Genomic DNA, 18799 nt, shown 5'->3' with positions numbered 1-18799 from the left:
GCGCGCTGACCGCGCCGCGGTGCTCAGCTCACCAGGTGGCCCACAGCACATCCGTGCCCTCGACGGGTTGCGGGGCCGCGGCGATCGCGTGATCCGCGGTCATCGGGTCGTCGCCGCCGAACCACCAGACGAGCGGACCGTAGTCGTCGCTCTGCACGTAGCCGGCGGCATCCAGTGCCGCACCGAGTTGCGCGAGCGTGCCCTCGGGATCGGTCACCCAGAAGGCGCCGAATCGGGAGGCGCCCTCGTACTCGTCGGCGATGTAGCAGTCGGGCGTCACCTCGAACGCGGCCTCCGGGATCGTGAACGTCGCCGGGTCGGCGGGCGTCGCCTCGGGGTAGCCGTTGTCGGCCGCGTAGTCGATGAGGGCCTGCGTGCAGCCGAACATCTGCCCCGTGCTGTCGTCGTCGACAGGTTCGGGCGTGGATGCGGCCGGCGGCGCCGCATCCGTCTCGGGATCGGATGAGGGGGAGTCGCCGCCGGCGCAGCCGGTCAGCGTGAGGGAGAGGAGGACGAAAGACGCGGCGATGACGCCCGCCGCGCGCGGAATCCGTGTGCGCATGCGAACAGTGTGGGCGTGCGCCCCCGCCGGGGCAAGTAACGATTCGGCCGCGTCATCCGCGGCCGTGACGCGGCAGGCTCAGCGCGCGGCGTCGAAGGCGTCGACGATGGATGCGGGGACGCGCCCGCGCTCCGACACCTGGTGACCGTTCGCCTTGGCCCACGCGCGGATCTCGGCGTAATCGCGCTGATCGGTGCGGCGACGCGCACGCGGCGCAGCCGACGTGCGGCCGGACGAGACGCGACGGGCGGCCTCGACGTACGGGGCGAAGGCGTCGCGCAGGGCGGCGGCATTCGCGTCGGAGAGGTCGATCTCGTACGCGGTGCCGTCGAGCGAGAAGAGGACGGTCTCGCCCTCTCCCACCTCCAGCACCGAGTCGTCGAGGTCGTCCACGAGCTGATGAACGATTCTGCGCGCCATGACGCCACCTTACCGACGAGTCCCCGGTCAGGGCAGAAGACCCGCCCGGCGCGCCTCCGCAACGGCGGCGTGGCGGGTGGACGCGTCGAGCTTCGACATCGCCGCGGCCAGGTACGACTTGACGGTGGTCTCCTTGAGCGCCAGGTCCGTCGCGATCTCGGCGTTGGTCGAGCCGCGCGCGGCGCACGCCAGCACATCCAGCTCGCGAGGCGAGAGCTGCACGCCCGAGGTCGTCTCGGTCGGCGCGCCGTGCGCGACCGAGGCGAGGCGCCGCTCGACGCCGGCCAGTCGCGCTCGCAGCCCGGCGTCGGCGACCGTGGCCGAGATCGCCCGCAGCTCCGCGAAGCTCTCGCGCAGTTCCTCGCGGGCCGCGGCATCCCATCCCGCCTCGGGGGCGGCCGTCTCTGCCCGGGCGAGATGGCGCTCGACCTCTTCGTGGATGCGCAACTCGGTCGCGAGCTCGCCGGCTACGCGGAGCGCGGGCGCGGCGATGCCGTCGTCAACGGCGGTCTCGGACCACGAGCCGCAGTAGAGCATCGCCCGGGTGCGCCCCGATGAGACGACGGGTACGGCGAACAGCGTCGCGATCCCCTCGCCGAGGATCGCGCCGTCATAGTCGTGGGTGATGCCGCGGGCGCTGCGGTAGTCGAGCGTCAGGCGCGGACGGCGCTCCGACATCGCCCGCCCGCCGAGGCCGCGCTGCTCACGCACCACGAGGCCGTCGATGGAGCGGCCGCGGGCGCCGACGATGGCGCGCACGTGCACCGAGTGCTCCGTGACGAGTCCGCCGAAGGCGACGGGGAACCGTGTCTTCGCGACGAGGTCGCGCACGGCGCGGGACATGAGCTGGAGCTCGTTCGGTCGACCGGGATGAACCACGGCGCGTTACCTACTTCCGGGGGTGTCGGCGTCATTGCCGATTTTCGTAGCGTTGACCCTACCACCGGCGTGATCGTGCGCCGCGGTACCCCCGGACGCGATGATGCGTCACCGGCATGAGGCAAGGAGGCCACATGACTGACGACAACGACCGTTCCTCGGCGAACGGCACCATCGACTACATCGCGGTGCAGGAGTCACCGCCCTTCCAACGGCTGCGGCGATCGCAGCGCAGCTTCGTGTTCCCGCTCGCCATCGCCTTCCTGGTCTGGTACTTCGCGTACGTGCTGCTGTCGTCGTTCGCCGTCGACTTCATGGCGCAGCGGGTGTGGGGAGACATCACCGTCGGTCTCCTCCTCGGCCTCGGCCAGTTCGTGACCACCTTCGCCATCACGATGGGATACGTCTCCTATGCGAACCGCCGGCTGGACCCCCAGTCGAAGGCGCTCCGTGAAGAGCTCGAGCGCGAGGAGGCCGGCCGATGAACGAGGTCTTCGGGGCCGTCCACGCGGCGGTGCAGACGGTCGAGAACGATCCGGTGCTGAACATCTCGATCTTCGCGGCGTTCGTCGCCGTCACGCTGTTCATCGTCATCCGCGCGTCGCGCAACAACAAGACCGCCGCGGACTACTACGCGGCGGGACGCTCGTTCACCGGGCCGCAGAACGGGTTCGCGATCGCCGGCGACTATCTCTCGGCGGCGTCGTTCCTCGGCATCTGCGGGGCGATCGCGATCAACGGGTACGACGGCTTCCTCTACTCCATCGGGTTCCTGGTGGCCTGGCTCGTGGCGTTGCTGCTGGTGGCCGAGCTGATGCGCAACACCGGCCGGTTCACGATGGCGGATGTGCTGTCGTTCCGGCTGAAGGAACGCCCCATCCGGATGGCGGCCGCGCTCACCACCCTCGCGGTGTGCTTCTTCTACCTGCTCGCGCAGATGGCGGGCGCCGGCGGACTCGTGTCGCTGCTGCTCGGCATCGGCGACCAGCTCGGTCAGTCGATCGTGGTGGCCGTCGTCGGCGTGCTGATGATCGTCTACGTGCTCATCGGCGGCATGAAGGGCACGACCTGGGTGCAGATCGTGAAGGCGTTCCTGCTGATCGGCGGCGCCCTGGTCATGACCATCTGGGTGCTCGCGATCAACGGCTTCAACCTCAACACGCTGCTCGAGAGCGCGGTCGCCGCCTCACCCCAGGGCGACGCCATCCTCGCTCCGGGCCTGCAGTACGGCAAGAACCCGTGGGACTTCATCTCGCTGGCCATCGCCCTGGTGCTCGGAACCGCCGGGCTCCCGCACGTGCTGATGCGCTTCTACACCGTGCCGACCGCGAAGGAAGCGCGTCGCTCGGTGGTGTGGGCCATCTGGCTCATCGGCCTCTTCTACCTGCTCACGCTGGTGCTCGGCTACGGTGCCGGCGCTCTCGTCGGGCCGGAGACGATCGCGGCCGCACCGGGCGGGGTCAACTCGGCGGCGCCGCTGCTGGCGCTGCAACTGGGCGGCCCCATCCTCCTCGGCTTCATCTCGGCCGTCGCGTTCGCGACGATCCTGGCCGTGGTGGCGGGGCTCACGATCACGGCCGCCGCGTCGTTCGCCCACGACATCTACGCGAGCGTCATCAAGAAGGGCAACGTGCCGCCGGACGGCGAGGTCAAGGTCGCCCGGCGCACGGTCATCGTCATCGGCGTGCTGGCGATCATCGGCGGCATCGGCGTGCAGGGGCAGAACGTGGCGTTCCTCGTCGCCCTCGCGTTCGCGGTCGCGGCCTCCGCCAACCTGCCGACGATCCTCTACTCGCTGTTCTGGAAGAACTTCACGACCCGCGGTGCCGTCTGGAGCATGTACGGCGGCCTTGCCGCCGCCATCATCCTGATCGTGTTCTCGCCCGTCTTCTGGGGCACCGAGACGAGCGTGTTCAAGAACGTCGGCGTGGCGATCTGGCCGCTGAACAACCCGGGCATCGTCTCGATCCCGCTGGGGTTCTTCCTCGGCTGGCTCGGCTCGGTGACCTCGCGGCGCAAGGAGGACCGGCGCAAGGCCGCCGAGATGGAGGTGCGATCGCTCACCGGATTCGGCGCCGAGAAGGCGACGGACCACTGAGCGCGCGGGGGCGCGTGCTCACCTGAGGTGAGCGTCATCGTCCGGCGGGCGGCCTACACGCCCGCCGGACGATGCGCGGCTTCGTGATCGAGCAGGGCGCGCTTGAGGTCGGGGCGGCCGCCGTACTCGCCGATCGATCCGTCGGCGCGCACCACCCGGTGCACCGGCACGATGATCGAGATGGGCGCGTGGGCGCAGGCCGACCCGACGGCGCGATGCGCGCGGGGGCTGCCCGCCAGGTGGGCGACGTCGCCGTAGCTCCCGGTCTGCGCGTAGGGGATCTCGCCCACCGCCTGCAGCGCGGCGCGGGTGAACCCGCGCACGGGCGACCAGTCGATGGGCACGGTGAAGGCGGTGCGCGATCCGTCGAAGTACTCGTCGAGCTGCTGGGCGGCGGTCTGCGCCGCGCCATCGTCGTCGTTCGGCTCGGGCACGGCGCCCAGGAGGCGGGTCCATCCCTCCAGCGCGACGCCCAGCGGGGCGTCCAGGACGTCGAGCCCGATGAGCCTCGCCGGCGAGGCCAGCAGCAGCACGTCGCCGACCGGTGTCGGGTGGATGCGGAACGTCGTCGCGGTCATGTAGTCATCCTGTCGTGCGGCGCCGCGACCGGCCGGCGGAGGGCGCGTGTGGGGAGGACGCGCCGTCGAATCCGCCCGGGGGAGGAAGCGCCGGTCGTCCCGGCGTGTCGCCAATCCCGCGAAACTCGGGCGGGGATGACCCCTCGGGTGCGAACTCGCGCCTAAGGTGACTCGTGTGTGGCGTGGAGAGGGCACCGCGATGGCCGGTGCAGACGAGGCGACGGATCCCGTGCGCCCTGGCGACCTCGGCGTCGCCGAACCCGGTGTCACGGTGACGCACGTGGCGGAGCCCGATCGAGCCCGCATCCGTGCGCAGGCGGCCCTGCTGGGCGGACGCTCGACACTCCTCTTCTATGAAGACACCCCCGAGCGGGGCATCGACGTCAACAAGGCGCACCCCGGAAGCCTGCCGCAGTTCCTCACCGGCCGGTCCACCCTCCTGTCGAACCTCTACCGCGACGAGGTCGCGCTGCGCACCGCGCGGATGGCGGCCGAACGCATCACCGCCAAGAACGTCGAGCTGCGCACCGCGCGCGGACTCGAGACGGTCGCGCTCGCCGTGGGCATGGCGTCCTGGCGGATCGGCGGCATCGTCTGCACGGCGCCGGTGCTCCTGCGCCCCCTCGCCATCCGCCGCCACCACACCGACTTCGAGCTCAAGCTGCACGGTGCCTTCACCGTCAACCCGGAACTCGTGCGCGCCCTCGGCACGCACTTCGGCATCCACCTCGACTCCGCGGCGCTCGCCGGTCTCGCCCACGACGGCGCCGTCTTCCGCCCGCAGCCGGTCATCGACCACCTGCGCGCGCTGACCACCCACATCCCCACCTTCACGGTGACCCCGCGGCTCGTGCTGTCGAACTTCGTCGACGTGGGATCGGGCATGGCGCGCGACACCGCCGACCTCGAGCACCCCGTGCTGAACGCGTTGTCGGGGCACGCCGCCGACCGCGAGCGGCTCTCGGTGCGGCCCGCGCTCCCGACGGTCACGAGCCCCGACGACCGCACGCCCGCCGCCGACACGCTGCTGCTCGACGCCGACGAGGAGCAGGAGGCCGTGCTCGCGCGGATCGCCGCCGGCCATTCGCTCAACGTCCACACGCTTCCCGGCACCGGCGGGACCCAGACGGTCATCAACGCGATCGGCGCGCTCGTGCAGAGCGGACGCCGCGTCCTCGTCGTGAGCGCGCGGCGCTCCACGCTCGACGGGGTGCGTCATCGCCTGGCCGGCATCGGGCTGGACGGCCTCGCCGTCACGCCGCGCCAGCTGCACCGCGACCTCATCCGCGCCATCGGGCGCAACGAGAAGGCGCAGCCGCCCAAGGTCGCCGAGATCGACGACGCGCTCGTGCGTCTGCGCACCGTGCTGCGCGACTACCGCAGCGCGCTCACCGTGCAGCACCGGAGCTTCGGCGTCTCGACCGTCGCCGTCGTGCGGCGTCTCACGGAGCTCGCTGCCCTCACGCCGTCGCCCTCCACATCCGCCCGCTTCGACGTCGCGACCCTCGAGTCGCTGCGCGACCACCGCCCCGAGGCCGCCGCGAAACTCGTGTCGGCTGCGAAGCTCGGCGAGTTCCGGTTCGGACCCGACGACTCGCCCTGGTACGGCGTGAGCTTCGAGACGACCGCCGCCGCCCGAGCCGCTCACGCGCTGGCGGGCAAGCTCAGCGGGCAGGACGTCCCGAGCCTGCTCGAGCGCGGATACGAACTGATCGCCCAGACCCGGATGCGGCCCTTCCGCACCGTCGACGAGCTGGGGGAGTACCTGCGGTTGCTGCAGGGCATCCGCGAGACGCTCGACAAGTTCAGCCCCACCGTCTTCGAGCGGCCGCTCGTCGAGCTCATCCAGGCCCACGCGTCCAAGCGCGACGGCGGCGACATGAGCAGCGCCAACCGGCGCCGGCTCAAGCGCCTCTCGCGCGAGTACGTGCGCCCCGGCGTGCACGTCTCCGACATGTACGAGTCGCTCGTGCGGATCCAGCAGCAGCGCGCGGACTGGCAGCGCCTGGTCGAGGTCGGCGTCGTGCCCGATGTGCCCACCGGTCTCGCCGACGTGCACGTCGCCTGGCAGCGCGTGGACGCGCAGCTGGGAGAGCTCGACCAGATCCTGCGCCGACGCGAGTCGGCGCGCCTGGCCTCGCTCCCCGTCGCGCACCTCGTGCGGGTGCTCGCGGGACTCGCCGCCGAGTCGGCCTACTTCGACAACCTCGTCGAGCGTGCGTCGCTCCGCGGTGAGCTCGACCGGATGGGGCTCGCCCCGCTGCTGACCGAGCTCTCGGTGCGCCACGTGCCCGAGGAGCAGGTCGCGGCCGAGCTCGAGTTCGCCTGGTGGCAGTCCGCCCTCGAGCACCTGCTGCGCACCGATCGCGCGCTGCTCGGCGCCAACACGGCCGTGCTCGACAGGCTCGAGCGCGACTTCCGCCTCGTCGACGAGGCGCATGCCGCCGCATCCGGCCCCGTGCTCGCCGCGCAGCTCGCGACGCAGTGGAAGATCGGGCTCGTCGACTACGCGGATGAAGCCGCGGCCCTCAAGCACGCGCTGAAGAACAGCGTGACCGCTCCCGAGCAGCTGGTGCGGGCGGCCCCCACGCTGCTGCGCACGCTCGCACCGGTGTGGCTGGCGTCGCCGTACGAGGTCCCCGACATCCCGGATGCCGCGATGTTCGACGTCGTGATCATCGCGGATGCCGCCGCACTCTGTCTCGCCGAGGCCGCGCCCGCGCTCCGTCGCGCGCGGCAGGTCGTGCTCTTCGGCGACCCCGTCACGCAGAAGCCCACCCCCTTCGCGGTGGGAGCCGGTGAGCGCGCGCAGGCCGACGAGTTCGACGAGCCGTTCGATGAGACCTCCGTGTTCGAGCGCCTCGCGGGCCTGTTCGATGTCGCCACGCTGACCCGCAGCTACCGCGCCGGCGGCGAAGACCTGGCAGAGCTCGTCAACGACGCGTTCTACGGCGGCGAGATCGCCTCGCTGCCGTGGGCCGGCTCGTACCTCGGCCGCGGCAGCCTCAGCGTCGACTACGTCGAGGGCGGCACCGGCACGCCCGATCCGATCTCCGGCGCGGTGGAGAGCCCCGACGCCGAGGTGTCGCGCGTCGTCACGCTCGTCACCGAGCACGCCGTCACCCGCGGTGGCGAGTCGCTCATGGTCGTCACCGCCAGCCGCCGTCACGCGGAGCGCATCCGCGCCGCCGTCGATGCGGCGTTCGCGGGCCGTGCGGATGTGGCCGACTTCGTCTCGCGCGACACCGCGGAGCCGTTCGCGGTGCTGACGCTCGAAGAGTCCGTGGCCGAGAGTCGCGACCGGGTGATCTTCTCGCTCGGATTCGGCCTGACCAAGCACGGCCGCGTCCTCAGCGACTTCGGCGACCTCTCCACGCCCGACGGCGAACGCCTGCTGACCGTCGGGATGACGCGTGCGCGCCGCTCGATGGTGATCGTCTCCTCCATCCGCCCCACCGCCTTCGAGGACGGTCGCCTCGAGCACGGCGCCGCGACGCTCATGAGCATTCTGGGAGGCGTGGCGGCCCGGTCGCGCGGCGATCGGCTCGAAGACCTCGCCGACCCGCTCACCCGTGCCCTGGCACGCGAGCTGCGGGCGCTCGGCATCACGGTCGACGTCGACTACCGGGGCCTCTTGCCCCTCGTCGCCGGGCACGGCGGCAAGGCCGTCGTCGTCGAGAGCGACCCGGAGACGCGACCCGAGTCACTGCGCGAGTCGCTGCGGCTGCGCCCGCAGATCCTCCGCCGTCTCGGCTGGCACTACCTCCGCGTGCACGCGTTCGACTTGTACAGCGATCCCGCGGCCGTGGCCGCGCGCGTCGGCGCCCTGCTCGGAATCGGCCCCGCCGCTCCGTCTCAGGCCAGCACGCAGCCGCTCGATGTCCTCGAGTGAGCACCGGCAACGCGTGGAGCGCGTGGCCGGTTCCCGGCGTGCGCGCCTGACGCCGGCACCGGGCACGACGGACGAGCCCGACGCCCCCGACGACGAAAGCGCCGCACCCGCCGCATCCGGTTCTGGACCGAATGACGAGCGGATGCGGCGCGATGTGCCGCCTCACTACTGAGACGACGGGCGCTCAGGCGCGGGGCTTCTCCTGCTGCTGCAGCAGATCGCGGATCTGCATGAGCAGCTCCTGCTCCGTGGGCAGCTTCGCCTCTTCGGGCTCGGCGACGCCGGCGCGGGCGGCCTGACGCTCCTTCCACCGGTTCATGGGGAAGACGAAGACGAAGTAGACGATCGCGGCCACGGCCACGAAGTTGATGGACGCCACCAGGATCGAGCCGATCGCGAAGGTGGAGGTTCCGCCGAACAGCGTCGGGACGACGATGTTGAGGCTGCTGAGGTCGCCGAGCTGGAAGAGGAACCCGATGAGCGGGTTGATCAGCCCCTCGACGATCGCGTTGATGATCGCCGTGAAGGCGGCACCGATGACCACGGCGACGGCGAGGTCGATGACGTTGCCTCGCATGATGAACTCTTTGAAGCCCTTGATCATCCGATGCTCCTCTCAGTTGGCCGGCGGCCGCCGGTCAGGATGCCGCGGGCGCGGCGGGGGCGGAGGCCCCTGAACTCGATGATGCCGAAGTCGAGCCGGAGTCTCCACTCTTGCTGGTGGAGCCGCCGTCCTTCGACCCGGAGCCGCCGTCCTTCGCGGATGCTCCGCCGGCGCGGGAATCGGTGCGGTAGAAGCCCGATCCGTTGAAGGTGACGCCGATCGAGCCGTACTCCTTGCGCAGGGCGCCGCCGCACTCGGGGCATTCGGTGAGGGTCGCATCGGTGAAGGACTGCACGGCGTCGAAACGGTGCCCGCAGTGCGTGCAGGCGTAGGCATAGGTCGGCATGGGATCTCTCGGGTCGGGCGCTCAGACGGCGCGCAGGTTCAGGGTGCGGGTGGGGGTCACGACGCCGGTGACCGGCTGGTCGTGCACGTCCCGCGGAAGATCGTCGAGGATCTCGGTGTCGTAGACGACGGCGTAGACCGGCGGGCACTTCTCCATCGAGCCGATCGTCTTGTCGAAGTAGCCGCGTCCCCAGCCCAGCCGCATCCCGCCCTGGTCGACGGCGGCGGCGGGGATGATCATCAGGTCGACGTCGTTCACGGCGATCGGCCCGAGCAGCTCCCCGACGGGCTCCGGCATGCCGAACAGGCCCTCGGCGACGTCGCCGTCGGTCGTGGCGACGGCCCAGTCGAGGAGGCCGTCGACGCGGGTGATCGGCAGGAGCACCCGGATGCCGCGGCGCACGGCCTCGCGGACGAAGTCGCGGGTGCCGGGCTCGGAGCTTGCCGACAGGAAGCACGAGATGGCCCGGGCGCCGGTCTCGGCGACCAGCGCGTCCAGCCGTGCGGTCAGATCGAGCGCCGCGCGCTCGCGAGCCGCGGGCGCCATCGCGTTGCGCTTCTCGCGCAGATCGGCGCGCAGGGCGCGCTTCGCGTCATCGACCGCGTCGTGCTCTACACCCTCAGACATGCTGACGATTCTAGATACCGCTCCCCGCTAGGATCGCCCCATGGCTCACAAACCCTTCAAAGCCGTCATTCCCGCCGCCGGTCTCGGAACGCGCTTCCTGCCGGCGACCAAGGCCATGCCGAAGGAGATGCTGCCCGTCGTCGACAAGCCCGCCATCCAGTACGTGGTGGAAGAGGCCGTGTCCGCGGGCATCGAGGATGTGCTGATCATCATCGGGCGCAACAAGAACAACATCGCCAACCACTTCGACTCCATGCCGGAGCTCGAAGTGAAGCTGCGCGAGAAGGGCGACCTCGACCGGCTCGCCAAGGTCGAGCATTCGACCGACCTCGCCGACATCCACATGGTGCGCCAGGGCGAGCCGAAGGGTCTGGGCCACGCGGTGCTCCGCGCCCGCTCGCACGTGGGCGACCACCCGTTCGCTGTGCTGCTCGGTGACGACCTGATCGACGAGCGCGATCCGCTCCTCACGACCATGCTCGGCGAGTACGACCGTCACGGTGCCTCGGTCGTGGCGCTCATGGAGGTCGACCCCGATCAGGTGCACCTCTACGGCGTCGCGGCGGTCGAGGCCACCGACACCGACGGTGTCGTCAAGATCACGGGCCTCGTCGAGAAGCCGAAGAAGGAAGACGCGCCCTCGAACTACGCCGTCATCGGGCGCTACGTCCTCGGCCCCGAGATCTTCGACGTGCTCGAGCACACCGAGCCCGGTAAGGGCGGCGAGATCCAGCTCACCGACGCGCTGCAGGAGCAGGCCGCCGACCCCGACGCGGGCGTCTACGGCGTCGTCTTCGGCGGGCGCCGGTACGACACGGGCGACAAGCTCGACTACATCAAGGCCATCGTGCAGCTGGCCAGCGACCGTGAAGACCTCGGTGCGGAGCTCCGTCCGTGGCTCAAGGACTTCGCGGCCGGTCTCTGACATCGAAGAGGGGTACCGCGTGGACCTCACGGCGTCGCGCGAGCACGGGCGGGTCGGCATCCGGCTGGTGCGCAACCGCGACGCCCGCGTGCTGCAGGACCATCTGCTCACCAACCGGGCGTGGCTTCGCCCGTGGGAGGCGACGAGTCCGGACGGCGCGGTGTCGCTCGACATGAAGGTCGGGATCCGGCGTCTGCTGCAGCAGTACCGCGACGGCGCCGGTGTGCCGTTCGTCATGGAGTACGACGGCCTCGTCGCCGGGCAGCTGAACGTGTGGGGCATCGCGCGCGGCTCGTTGTCGTCCGCCACGATCGGGTACTGGGTCTCGCGCGACTACGCGGGACGCGACATCACCCCCATCTCGGTCGCGATGGCCACAGACATCTGCTTCGAAGAGCTGCGTCTGCACCGGATGGAGATCTGCATCCGCCCCGAGAACGACGCGAGCCTGCGCGTCGTGCAGAAGCTGGGGTTCCGGTACGAGGGATTGCGTCGTCGCTACATCCACATCGACGGCGATTGGCGCGACCATTACGCGTTCGCGCTGACCCGGGAGGACGTGCCGTACGGCGTGCTCAACCGGTGGGCCGAGGGCCAGGTGCCGGCGCACGCGGCCGATATCCCCGACAGCGACCGGACCGCACCTTAGCAGTGAGCCCGACACGCCGCGATGTCCGGGCGGCACGGGCTTCGGTCGCCTACCGTGGAGCGCATGGGCGGACAGGTGCTGGGCGGTGGCGTGATCTTCTTCGTCGCCGTCGCGCTCTGGCTGCTGTATCTCCTGCCGTCTTGGCAGAGCAGGCACCAGTACAACGCCGCCGAGCGGAACGCCGTTCGGTTGAACCAGGCGCTCCGCATCCTCGCCGAGACGAGTGAGACGCCGCAGGAGGTCCGGCTCGAGCTGACCGCTCGCACGGCCATGGCGCAGCAGAAGCTCGCGCGGCGGTCGTTGGCCGAGCGTGAGCGCGCGGAACTCGTGACCGCGCGCCTGGAGCTCGACGCCGCCAAGGTCGAAGCCGCGGCGCTGCGCCAGCGGCCCGAGGTGCGCATGGCGCGTGCCCGTCGCCGCACCCGCCTGACCGCCACCACCTTGGCGATCGTTTCGCTGGGTGCGATCGGCGCGGGCGTGTGGACGCAACTGACGTGGGGGGTGAGCACTCTCCTCTGGACGGGGGGTGCGGTCCTGCTGGTGAGCTCGGTGATGCTCAATCAGATGTCGCGCGTCGCGCGTCGCGCCGCGATCCGCCCGGCGGTCGTCGCGACCGTGGCGGCGCCCGCCGAGGTGCAGGACGTCGCGTTGCCGATCGCCGCGCCGCCGGCGACCTGGGAGCCCCGGACGCTGCCCCGATCCCTCACCGCCACGGCCGGGTCCCGCGCCGCGCTCGTGCAGGACGCGCAGGACGCTCGCGCCGCCCTGCGCCGTGCCGCCGTGGAGGAAGCCAAGCGTGCGCGCGCCGCACAGGAGGCACCGACGCCGATCGAGTCCGTGCGCCCCGCCGCCGTGCAGCCGGAATCGCCGTATGCCCGTATGGGATACGTGGATGACGGAGAGATCGAAGCCCACGTGCGCAAGCTCCTCGACGCTCGCCGGCTGGCAGGGTGACGCGGTCGAAGAGGTCCATCCACCCGTGATACGGTGAATGAGCTTTACGGGCCTGTGGCGCAGTTGGTAGCGCGCTTCGTTCGCAATGAAGAGGTCAGGGGTTCGAATCCCCTCAGGTCCACCACATGAAAGACCCCCGCTCGCGGGGGTCTTTTTCGTTCCCCGCCCCGTGCCGCCCCGCCGGCGCTCACCTCCCGCGGTGCCGCGCCCATCGGCGCTCTCCTCCTGCGGTGCCGCGCCCGCCGGCCCGCCCCATCCCGCCCCATCCCGCCCCATCCCGCGCCGAGTGCACGGGTTGGCGTCGAGTGCACGGGGTGGCTGCGTCGGGATGTCGTGCTTTCGGCGGGATGTCGTGCGCTCGGTGTGTGTGGCGCAGGGTGCGGGAAGGGGGAGAGCGGGATCGGAGGGCTGAGCGCGGAGTGGTCGAGTGCACGACATCCCGCGTCGAGTGCACGGGTTGCCGTCGAGTGCACGGGGTGGCTGCGTCGAGATGTCGTGCGTTCGGCGGGATGTCGTGCGTTCGGTGTGTGAGGTGCGCAGGGTGTGGGAGGGCGAGGCGGAGGGCTGAGCGCGGAGTGGGTCGAGTGCACGGGTTGCCGTCGAGTGCACGGGGTGGCTGCGTTGGGATGTCGTGCATTCGACGGGATGCCGTGCGCTCGGCGCACCTCGGGGGAGGGGATCTGCGCGTCGCGGGGGAGGGAAGAAGCGCTGGGGGAGAGGGCGGGTGGCGAATGCGGAAACTCTGCGGAAACATGCGCGACACGCCCGGGCGGATGCGCCGAGTTGGCAGGTCCCCGGATCCCACGTAATCTCTTACTTGTTCGCCCCACAGGGAAGAGCGGAGAGGCTAAGGCCCCGCCCCCTCAAGCGGAGAACAAAACCCCACAAGAAGCAAGGTTCACCTTCGTTTCGCGTGACGGTTTCGATCCTGGATCGTACGCACTCCGGTGCGCGTGACGGATCCGCTGAGGCGGATTTGACACGGAGAACGGATCGAGTAAGATGGAGAAGTTGCCCTGCGGGGGAGGCTGAGAAGCTGACCAGCAGGAGCATCCGTTCCTTGAGAACTCAACAGCGTGCACTTGTCAAATGCCAATTAACCTCGGCCTGCCTTTTTGGTGGGTTTGAGATTCCTTTGGATCAAGTCCAGCTCCTTTTTGGGGTTGGCGTATGGATTGTCAGTAATGGCATCCTTTTGGTCAGTTCAAACTCGCGGATGCGGGCCTATTCCGGTTCGTTGATGCAGCATTCTTTTACGGAGAGTTTGATCCTGGCTCAGGATGAACGCTGGCGGCGTGCTTAACACATGCAAGTCGAACGGTGAAGCCAAGCTTGCTTGGTGGATCAGTGGCGAACGGGTGAGTAACACGTGAGCAACCTGCCCTGAACTCTGGGATAAGCGCTGGAAACGGCGTCTAATACTGGATACGAGACGTGGCCGCATGGTCAACGTTTGGAAAGATTTTTTGGTTCAGGATGGGCTCGCGGCCTATCAGCTTGTTGGTGAGGTAATGGCTCACCAAGGCGTCGACGGGTAGCCGGCCTGAGAGGGTGACCGGCCACACTGGGACTGAGACACGGCCCAGACTCCTACGGGAGGCAGCAGTGGGGAATATTGCACAATGGGCGAAAGCCTGATGCAGCAACGCCGCGTGAGGGATGACGGCCTTCGGGTTGTAAACCTCTTTTAGCAAGGAAGAAGCGAAAGTGACGGTACTTGCAGAAAAAGCACCGGCTAACTACGTGCCAGCAGCCGCGGTAATACGTAGGGTGCAAGCGTTATCCGGAATTATTGGGCGTAAAGAGCTCGTAGGCGGTTTGTCGCGTCTGCTGTGAAATCTGGGGGCTCAACCCCCAGCCTGCAGTGGGTACGGGCAGACTAGAGTGCGGTAGGGGAGATTGGAATTCCTGGTGTAGCGGTGGAATGCGCAGATATCAGGAGGAACACCGATGGCGAAGGCAGATCTCTGGGCCGTAACTGACGCTGAGGAGCGAAAGGGTGGGGAGCAAACAGGCTTAGATACCCTGGTAGTCCACCCCGTAAACGTTGGGAACTAGTTGTGGGGACCATTCCACGGTTTCCGTGACGCAGCTAACGCATTAAGTTCCCCGCCTGGGGAGTACGGCCGCAAGGCTAAAACTCAAAGGAATTGACGGGGACCCGCACAAGCGGCGGAGCATGCGGATTAATTCGATGCAACGCGAAGAACCTTACCAAGGCTTGACATATTCGAGAACGCCGTAGAAATACGGAACTCTTTGGACACTCGTTTACAGGTGGTGCATGGTTGTCGTCAGCTCGTGTCGTGAGATGTTGGGTTAAGTCCCGCAACGAGCGCAACCCTCGTTCTATGTTGCCAGCACGTAATGGTGGGAACTCATGGGATACTGCCGGGGTCAACTCGGAGGAAGGTGGGGATGACGTCAAATCATCATGCCCCTTATGTCTTGGGCTTCACGCATGCTACAATGGCCGGTACAAAGGGCTGCAATACCGCGAGGTGGAGCGAATCCCAAAAAGCCGGTCCCAGTTCGGATTGAGGTCTGCAACTCGACCTCATGAAGTCGGAGTCGCTAGTAATCGCAGATCAGCAACGCTGCGGTGAATACGTTCCCGGGTCTTGTACACACCGCCCGTCAAGTCATGAAAGTCGGTAACACCTGAAGCCGGTGGCCTAACCCTTGTGGAGGGAGCCGTCGAAGGTGGGATCGGTAATTAGGACTAAGTCGTAACAAGGTAGCCGTACCGGAAGGTGCGGCTGGATCACCTCCTTTCTAAGGAGCATCTGGAGACTTTTGTCTTCCAGGCGCCAGTTCATCACCGAATGTGTGGTGCTGGTTAGCTCATGGGTGGAACATTTGACGAGGCTTCTTCGGGAGATCTCAGTGTTTAGTACGCCGCTTGCGGTGGGAACGATGCTGGGGGATTCGGTGGGGGCATGCACGCTGTTGGGTCCTGAGGGACCGGGTGTGGCCTTTGGGCTGCGGTCGACTCTCTGGGCCTTTTTCTGTCGCTCCTTTTGGGGGGTGGTGGGGATGGGTACCGCCCGTACTTTGAGAACTACACAGTGGACGCGAGCATCTTAGAGACGATCTTCGGATCGTTTCACAGATGATCTTTTTAGATCATTAGTCAATTTCGCCTCACCCTTTGGGGTGGGGTTCGATTCTTGATGAAACTCATGTGATTTCAAGTCTTTAAGAGCAAACGGTGGATGCCTTGGCATCTGGAGCCGAAGAAGGACGTAGCAATCTGCGATAAGCCTCGGGGAACTGATAAGCGAGTTTTGATCCGAGGGTGTCCGAATGGGGAAACCCCGCTGGGCGGCGTGCCGACCCAGTGACTCCCGCCTGAATATATAGGGCGGGTAGAGGGAACGTGGGGAAGTGAAACATCTCAGTACCCACAGGAAGAGAAAGCAACCGCGATTCCGTTAGTAGTGGCGAGCGAAACCGGAACAGGCTAAACCGAGTACGTGTGATATCCGGCAGGAGTTGCGTATTCGGGGTTGTGGGACTTTTCTGATCATTCTGCCGAGTGGTCGACGTTACAAGAAGGTATAGACGAACGGTCTTGAAAGGCCGGTCAAAGAGGGTGCCAACCCCGTAGTCGAAATGCCTCTCTTGGCGTGAAGAGTATCCCAAGTATCACGGGGCCCGAGAAATCCCGTGTGAATCTGTCAGGACCACCTGATAAGCCTAAATACTCCCAGATGACCGATAGCGGACAAGTACCGTGAGGGAAAGGTGAAAAGTACCCCGGGAGGGGAGTGAAATAGTACCTGAAACCGTTTGCTTACAAACCGTTGGAGCCTCCTTAGTAGGGGTGACAGCGTGCCTTTTGAAGAATGAGCCTGCGAGTTAGCGATACGTGGCGAGGTTAACCCGTGAGGGGTAGCCGTAGCGAAAGCGAGTCTGAATAGGGCGATTCAGTCGCGTGTCCTAGACCCGAAGCGAAGTGATCTATCCATGGCCAGGTTGAAGCGACGGTAAGACGTCGTGGAGGACCGAACCCACTTAGGTTGAAAACTGAGGGGATGAGCTGTGGATAGGGGTGAAAGGCCAATCAAACTTCGTGATAGCTGGTTCTCTCCGAAATGCATTTAGGTGCAGCGTTGCGTGTTTCTTGCCGGAGGTAGAGCTACTGGATGGTTGATGGGCCCTACAAGGTTACTGACGTCAGCCAAACTCCGAATGCCGGTAAGTGAGAGCGCAGCAGTGAGACTGTGGGGGATAAGCTTCATAGTCGAGAGGGAAACAACCCAGACCACCAACTAAGGTCCCTAAGCGCGTGCTAAGTGGGAAAGGATGTGGAGTTGCTTTGACAACCAGGAGGTTGGCTTAGAAGCAGCCACCCTTGAAAGAGTGCGTAATAGCTCACTGGTCAAGTGATTCCGCGCCGACAATGTAACGGGGCTCAAGCACGCCACCGAAGTTGTGGCATTGACATTTTTGGTAGGCCTTCGTGGTCCAGCCGTGTTGATGGGTAGGAGAGCGTCGTGTGGCCAGCGAAGCGGCGGTGTGAACCAGCCGTGGAGGCTACACGAGTGAGAATGCAGGCATGAGTAGCGAAAGACGTGTGAGAAACACGTCCTCCGAAAGACCAAGGGTTCCAGGGTCAAGCTAATCTTCCCTGGGTAAGTCGGGACCTAAGGCGAGGCCGACAGGCGTAGTCGATGGACAACGGGTTGATATTCCCGTACCGGCGAAGAACCGCCCAAGCTAATCCAGTGGTGCTAAGAGTCCTAACCCGGTTCGAGTGGATCCCTTCGGGGTGATGCCGGCCGGTCTAACGCTCGACCCCATGCTGGTGCGGTTAGCGTATTAACAGGTGTGACGCAGGAAGGTAGCCCAAGCCAGGCGATGGTAGTCCTGGTGCAAGTGCGTAGGCCGAGAGATAGGCAAATCCGTCTCTCGTTAAGGCTGAGACACGATGCGGATAAAAAGTGGGTGATCCTATGCTGCCAAGAAAAGCATCGACGCGAGGTTCTAGCCGCCCGTACCCCAAACCGACTCAGGTGGTCAGGTAGAGAATACCAAGGAGATCGAGAGAATCGTGGTTAAGGAACTCGGCAAAATGCCCCCGTAACTTCGGGAGAAGGGGGGCCTTCGACGTATTAGGACTTGCTCCGAAAGCGTTTGGAGGCCGCAGAGACTAGTGGGTAGCGACTGTTTACTAAAAACACAGGTCCGTGCCAAGTCGCAAGACGATGTATACGGACTGACGCCTGCCCGGTGCTGGAAGGTTAAGAGGAGGGGTTAGCGTAAGCGAAGCTCTGAATTTAAGCCCCAGTAAACGGCGGTGGTAACTATAACCATCCTAAGGTAGCGAAATTCCTTGTCGGGTAAGTTCCGACCTGCACGAATGGCGTAACGACTTCCCAACTGTCTCAACCGCGAACTCGGCGAAATTGCATTACGAGTAAAGATGCTCGTTACGCGCAGCAGGACGGAAAGACCCCGTGACCTTTACTACAGCTTGGTATTGGTGTTCGGTGTGGCTTGTGTAGGATAGGTGGGAGACTTTGAAGCGGGCACGCCAGTGTTCGTGGAGTCATTGTTGAAATACCACTCTGGTCACTCTGGATATCTAACTTCGAACCGTAATCCGGTTCAGGGACAGTGCCTGGTGGGTAGTTTAACTGGGGCGGTTGCCTCCCAAAAAGTAACGGAGGCGCCCAAAGGTTCCCTCAACCTGGTTGGCAATCAGGTGGCGAGTGTAAGTGCACAAGGGAGCTTGACTGTGAGACTGACAGGTCGAGCAGGGACGAAAGTCGGGACTAGTGATCCGGCAGTGGCTTGTGGAAGCGCTGTCGCTCAACGGATAAAAGGTACCTCGGGGATAACAGGCTGATCTTGCCCAAGAGTCCATATCGACGGCATGGTTTGGCACCTCGATGTCGGCTCGTCGCATCCTGGGGCTGGAGTAGGTCCCAAGGGTTGGGCTGTTCGCCCATTAAAGCGGTACGCGAGCTGGGTTTAGAACGTCGTGAGACAGTTCGGTCCCTATCCGCTGCGCGCGTAGGAAGTTTGAGAGGATCTGACCCTAGTACGAGAGGACCGGGTTGGACGAACCTCTGGTGTGTCAGTTGTTCCGCCAGGAGCACCGCTGATTAGCTACGTTCGGGATGGATAACCGCTGAAAGCATCTAAGCGGGAAGCCGGCCTCAAGATGAGACTTCCATACCTTCGGGTGAGAGGCTCCCAGCCAGACTACTGGGTTGATAGGCCGGATGTGGAAGCGCGGTAACGCGTGAAGCTGACC

The 18799-nt window shown here is 66.3% G+C and carries 13 protein-coding genes, 1 tRNA gene and 2 rRNA genes; 9 read left to right on the top strand and 7 right to left on the bottom strand.

Annotated features, from left to right (window positions below; all coding sequences use genetic code 11):
* Positions 1-28 precede the first annotated feature (28 nt).
* The 3 genes from AB0N73_RS12135 to AB0N73_RS12125 all read right to left on the bottom strand — a co-directional run bounded on the left by AB0N73_RS12135 (position 29) and on the right by AB0N73_RS12125 (position 1825).
* The gene (locus AB0N73_RS12135; protein ID WP_363563773.1) at positions 29-562 is read right to left on the bottom strand and encodes a hypothetical protein; all 534 of its coding nucleotides are present in this window, start codon (positions 560-562) and stop codon (positions 29-31) included.
* A gap of 78 nt (positions 563-640) precedes the next feature.
* The gene (locus tag AB0N73_RS12130) at positions 641-982 is read right to left on the bottom strand and encodes an Lsr2 family protein (RefSeq protein WP_363563771.1); all 342 of its coding nucleotides are present in this window, start codon (positions 980-982) and stop codon (positions 641-643) included.
* A 27-nt stretch (positions 983-1009) separates the two neighbouring features.
* Positions 1010-1825, bottom strand: a complete 816-nt coding sequence (locus AB0N73_RS12125) for a LuxR C-terminal-related transcriptional regulator (protein WP_363563769.1) — start codon at positions 1823-1825, stop codon at positions 1010-1012.
* Positions 1826-1995: 170 nt separating this feature from the next.
* Between AB0N73_RS12125 and AB0N73_RS12120 the strand changes: the two genes are divergently transcribed.
* Positions 1996-2346: a DUF485 domain-containing protein gene (locus tag AB0N73_RS12120; protein ID WP_363563767.1), complete on the top strand. Its 351-nt coding sequence runs from the start codon at positions 1996-1998 to the stop codon at positions 2344-2346.
* Positions 2343-3959: a sodium/solute symporter gene (locus AB0N73_RS12115; RefSeq protein WP_363563765.1), complete on the top strand. Its 1617-nt coding sequence runs from the start codon at positions 2343-2345 to the stop codon at positions 3957-3959. The genes AB0N73_RS12120 and AB0N73_RS12115 overlap by 4 nt, the downstream gene beginning before the upstream one ends.
* 53 nt (positions 3960-4012) lie before the next feature.
* Here AB0N73_RS12115 and AB0N73_RS12110 read toward each other — a convergent pair whose 3' ends face one another.
* The gene (locus AB0N73_RS12110; RefSeq protein WP_363563763.1) at positions 4013-4537 is read right to left on the bottom strand and encodes a methylated-DNA--[protein]-cysteine S-methyltransferase; all 525 of its coding nucleotides are present in this window, start codon (positions 4535-4537) and stop codon (positions 4013-4015) included.
* 199 nt (positions 4538-4736) lie between these two features.
* Here AB0N73_RS12110 and AB0N73_RS12105 point away from each other — a divergent pair, with 199 nt between their 5' ends.
* Positions 4737-8429, top strand: coding sequence for an AAA family ATPase (locus AB0N73_RS12105; protein WP_363563761.1), 3693 nt, complete (start codon positions 4737-4739; stop codon positions 8427-8429).
* 184 nt (positions 8430-8613) lie between these two features.
* On the opposite strand, the gene mscL is transcribed toward AB0N73_RS12105, so the two are convergent.
* The 3 genes from mscL to AB0N73_RS12090 are packed head-to-tail and all read right to left on the bottom strand — an operon-like array spanning position 8614 to position 10006.
* Positions 8614-9033, bottom strand: a complete 420-nt coding sequence (gene mscL, locus AB0N73_RS12100; protein ID WP_363563759.1) for a large conductance mechanosensitive channel protein MscL — start codon at positions 9031-9033, stop codon at positions 8614-8616.
* Between the two features lie 34 nt (positions 9034-9067).
* On the bottom strand, positions 9068-9379 hold the full coding sequence (locus AB0N73_RS12095) for an FmdB family zinc ribbon protein (protein ID WP_363563757.1): 312 nt from the start codon (positions 9377-9379) through the stop codon (positions 9068-9070).
* A gap of 21 nt (positions 9380-9400) precedes the next feature.
* Entirely contained in the window at positions 9401-10006 is a 606-nt protein-coding gene (locus AB0N73_RS12090) for a 5-formyltetrahydrofolate cyclo-ligase (protein ID WP_363563755.1), read from the bottom strand.
* A 40-nt stretch (positions 10007-10046) separates the two neighbouring features.
* Between AB0N73_RS12090 and galU the strand changes: the two genes are divergently transcribed.
* From galU to AB0N73_RS12060, 6 genes are all read left to right on the top strand, one after another.
* Complete coding sequence (galU, locus tag AB0N73_RS12085) at positions 10047-10931, top strand: UTP--glucose-1-phosphate uridylyltransferase GalU (RefSeq protein WP_363563753.1); 885 nt, start codon at positions 10047-10049, stop codon at positions 10929-10931.
* Positions 10932-10950: 19 nt separating this feature from the next.
* Positions 10951-11580 (top strand): GNAT family protein, encoded by a 630-nt coding sequence (locus tag AB0N73_RS12080; RefSeq protein WP_363563751.1) that lies wholly within the window; start codon positions 10951-10953, stop codon positions 11578-11580.
* Positions 11581-11643: 63 nt separating this feature from the next.
* Positions 11644-12534 (top strand): large exoprotein, encoded by an 891-nt coding sequence (locus AB0N73_RS12075; protein WP_363563749.1) that lies wholly within the window; start codon positions 11644-11646, stop codon positions 12532-12534.
* 48 nt (positions 12535-12582) lie between these two features.
* Positions 12583-12658 (top strand) — tRNA-Ala (locus AB0N73_RS12070).
* A 1128-nt stretch (positions 12659-13786) separates the two neighbouring features.
* Positions 13787-15309 (top strand): 16S ribosomal RNA (locus tag AB0N73_RS12065).
* Positions 15310-15722: 413 nt separating this feature from the next.
* Positions 15723-18799, top strand: a 23S ribosomal RNA gene (locus tag AB0N73_RS12060); the annotation flags it as partial.

Origin of the sequence: Microbacterium sp. NPDC089189 (assembly GCF_040685095.1) — a bacterium.
Classification (GTDB): Bacteria; Actinomycetota; Actinomycetes; order Actinomycetales; family Microbacteriaceae; genus Microbacterium.
Note: the sequence above shows the minus strand (reverse complement) of the source record. Positions and strands in the feature narration are given on the sequence as shown.

What these genes read in the sequence shown, in the direction of transcription:
- galU (WP_363563753.1), top strand. Translation starts at nt 10,047, where the DNA reads ATGGCTCACAAACCCTTCAAAGCCGTCATTCCCGCCGCCGGTCTCGGA.
- AB0N73_RS12125 (WP_363563769.1), bottom strand. Translation starts at nt 1,825, where the DNA reads ATGTCCCGCGCCGTGCGCGACCTCGTCGCGAAGACACGGTTCCCCGTC.
- AB0N73_RS12130 (WP_363563771.1), bottom strand. Translation starts at nt 982, where the DNA reads ATGGCGCGCAGAATCGTTCATCAGCTCGTGGACGACCTCGACGACTCG.
- AB0N73_RS12105 (WP_363563761.1), top strand. Translation starts at nt 4,737, where the DNA reads ATGGCCGGTGCAGACGAGGCGACGGATCCCGTGCGCCCTGGCGACCTC.
- AB0N73_RS12110 (WP_363563763.1), bottom strand. Translation starts at nt 4,537, where the DNA reads ATGACCGCGACGACGTTCCGCATCCACCCGACACCGGTCGGCGACGTG.
- AB0N73_RS12115 (WP_363563765.1), top strand. Translation starts at nt 2,343, where the DNA reads ATGAACGAGGTCTTCGGGGCCGTCCACGCGGCGGTGCAGACGGTCGAG.
- AB0N73_RS12095 (WP_363563757.1), bottom strand. Translation starts at nt 9,379, where the DNA reads ATGCCGACCTATGCCTACGCCTGCACGCACTGCGGGCACCGTTTCGAC.
- AB0N73_RS12075 (WP_363563749.1), top strand. Translation starts at nt 11,644, where the DNA reads ATGGGCGGACAGGTGCTGGGCGGTGGCGTGATCTTCTTCGTCGCCGTC.
- AB0N73_RS12090 (WP_363563755.1), bottom strand. Translation starts at nt 10,006, where the DNA reads ATGTCTGAGGGTGTAGAGCACGACGCGGTCGATGACGCGAAGCGCGCC.
- mscL (WP_363563759.1), bottom strand. Translation starts at nt 9,033, where the DNA reads ATGATCAAGGGCTTCAAAGAGTTCATCATGCGAGGCAACGTCATCGAC.
- AB0N73_RS12120 (WP_363563767.1), top strand. Translation starts at nt 1,996, where the DNA reads ATGACTGACGACAACGACCGTTCCTCGGCGAACGGCACCATCGACTAC.
- AB0N73_RS12135 (WP_363563773.1), bottom strand. Translation starts at nt 562, where the DNA reads ATGCGCACACGGATTCCGCGCGCGGCGGGCGTCATCGCCGCGTCTTTC.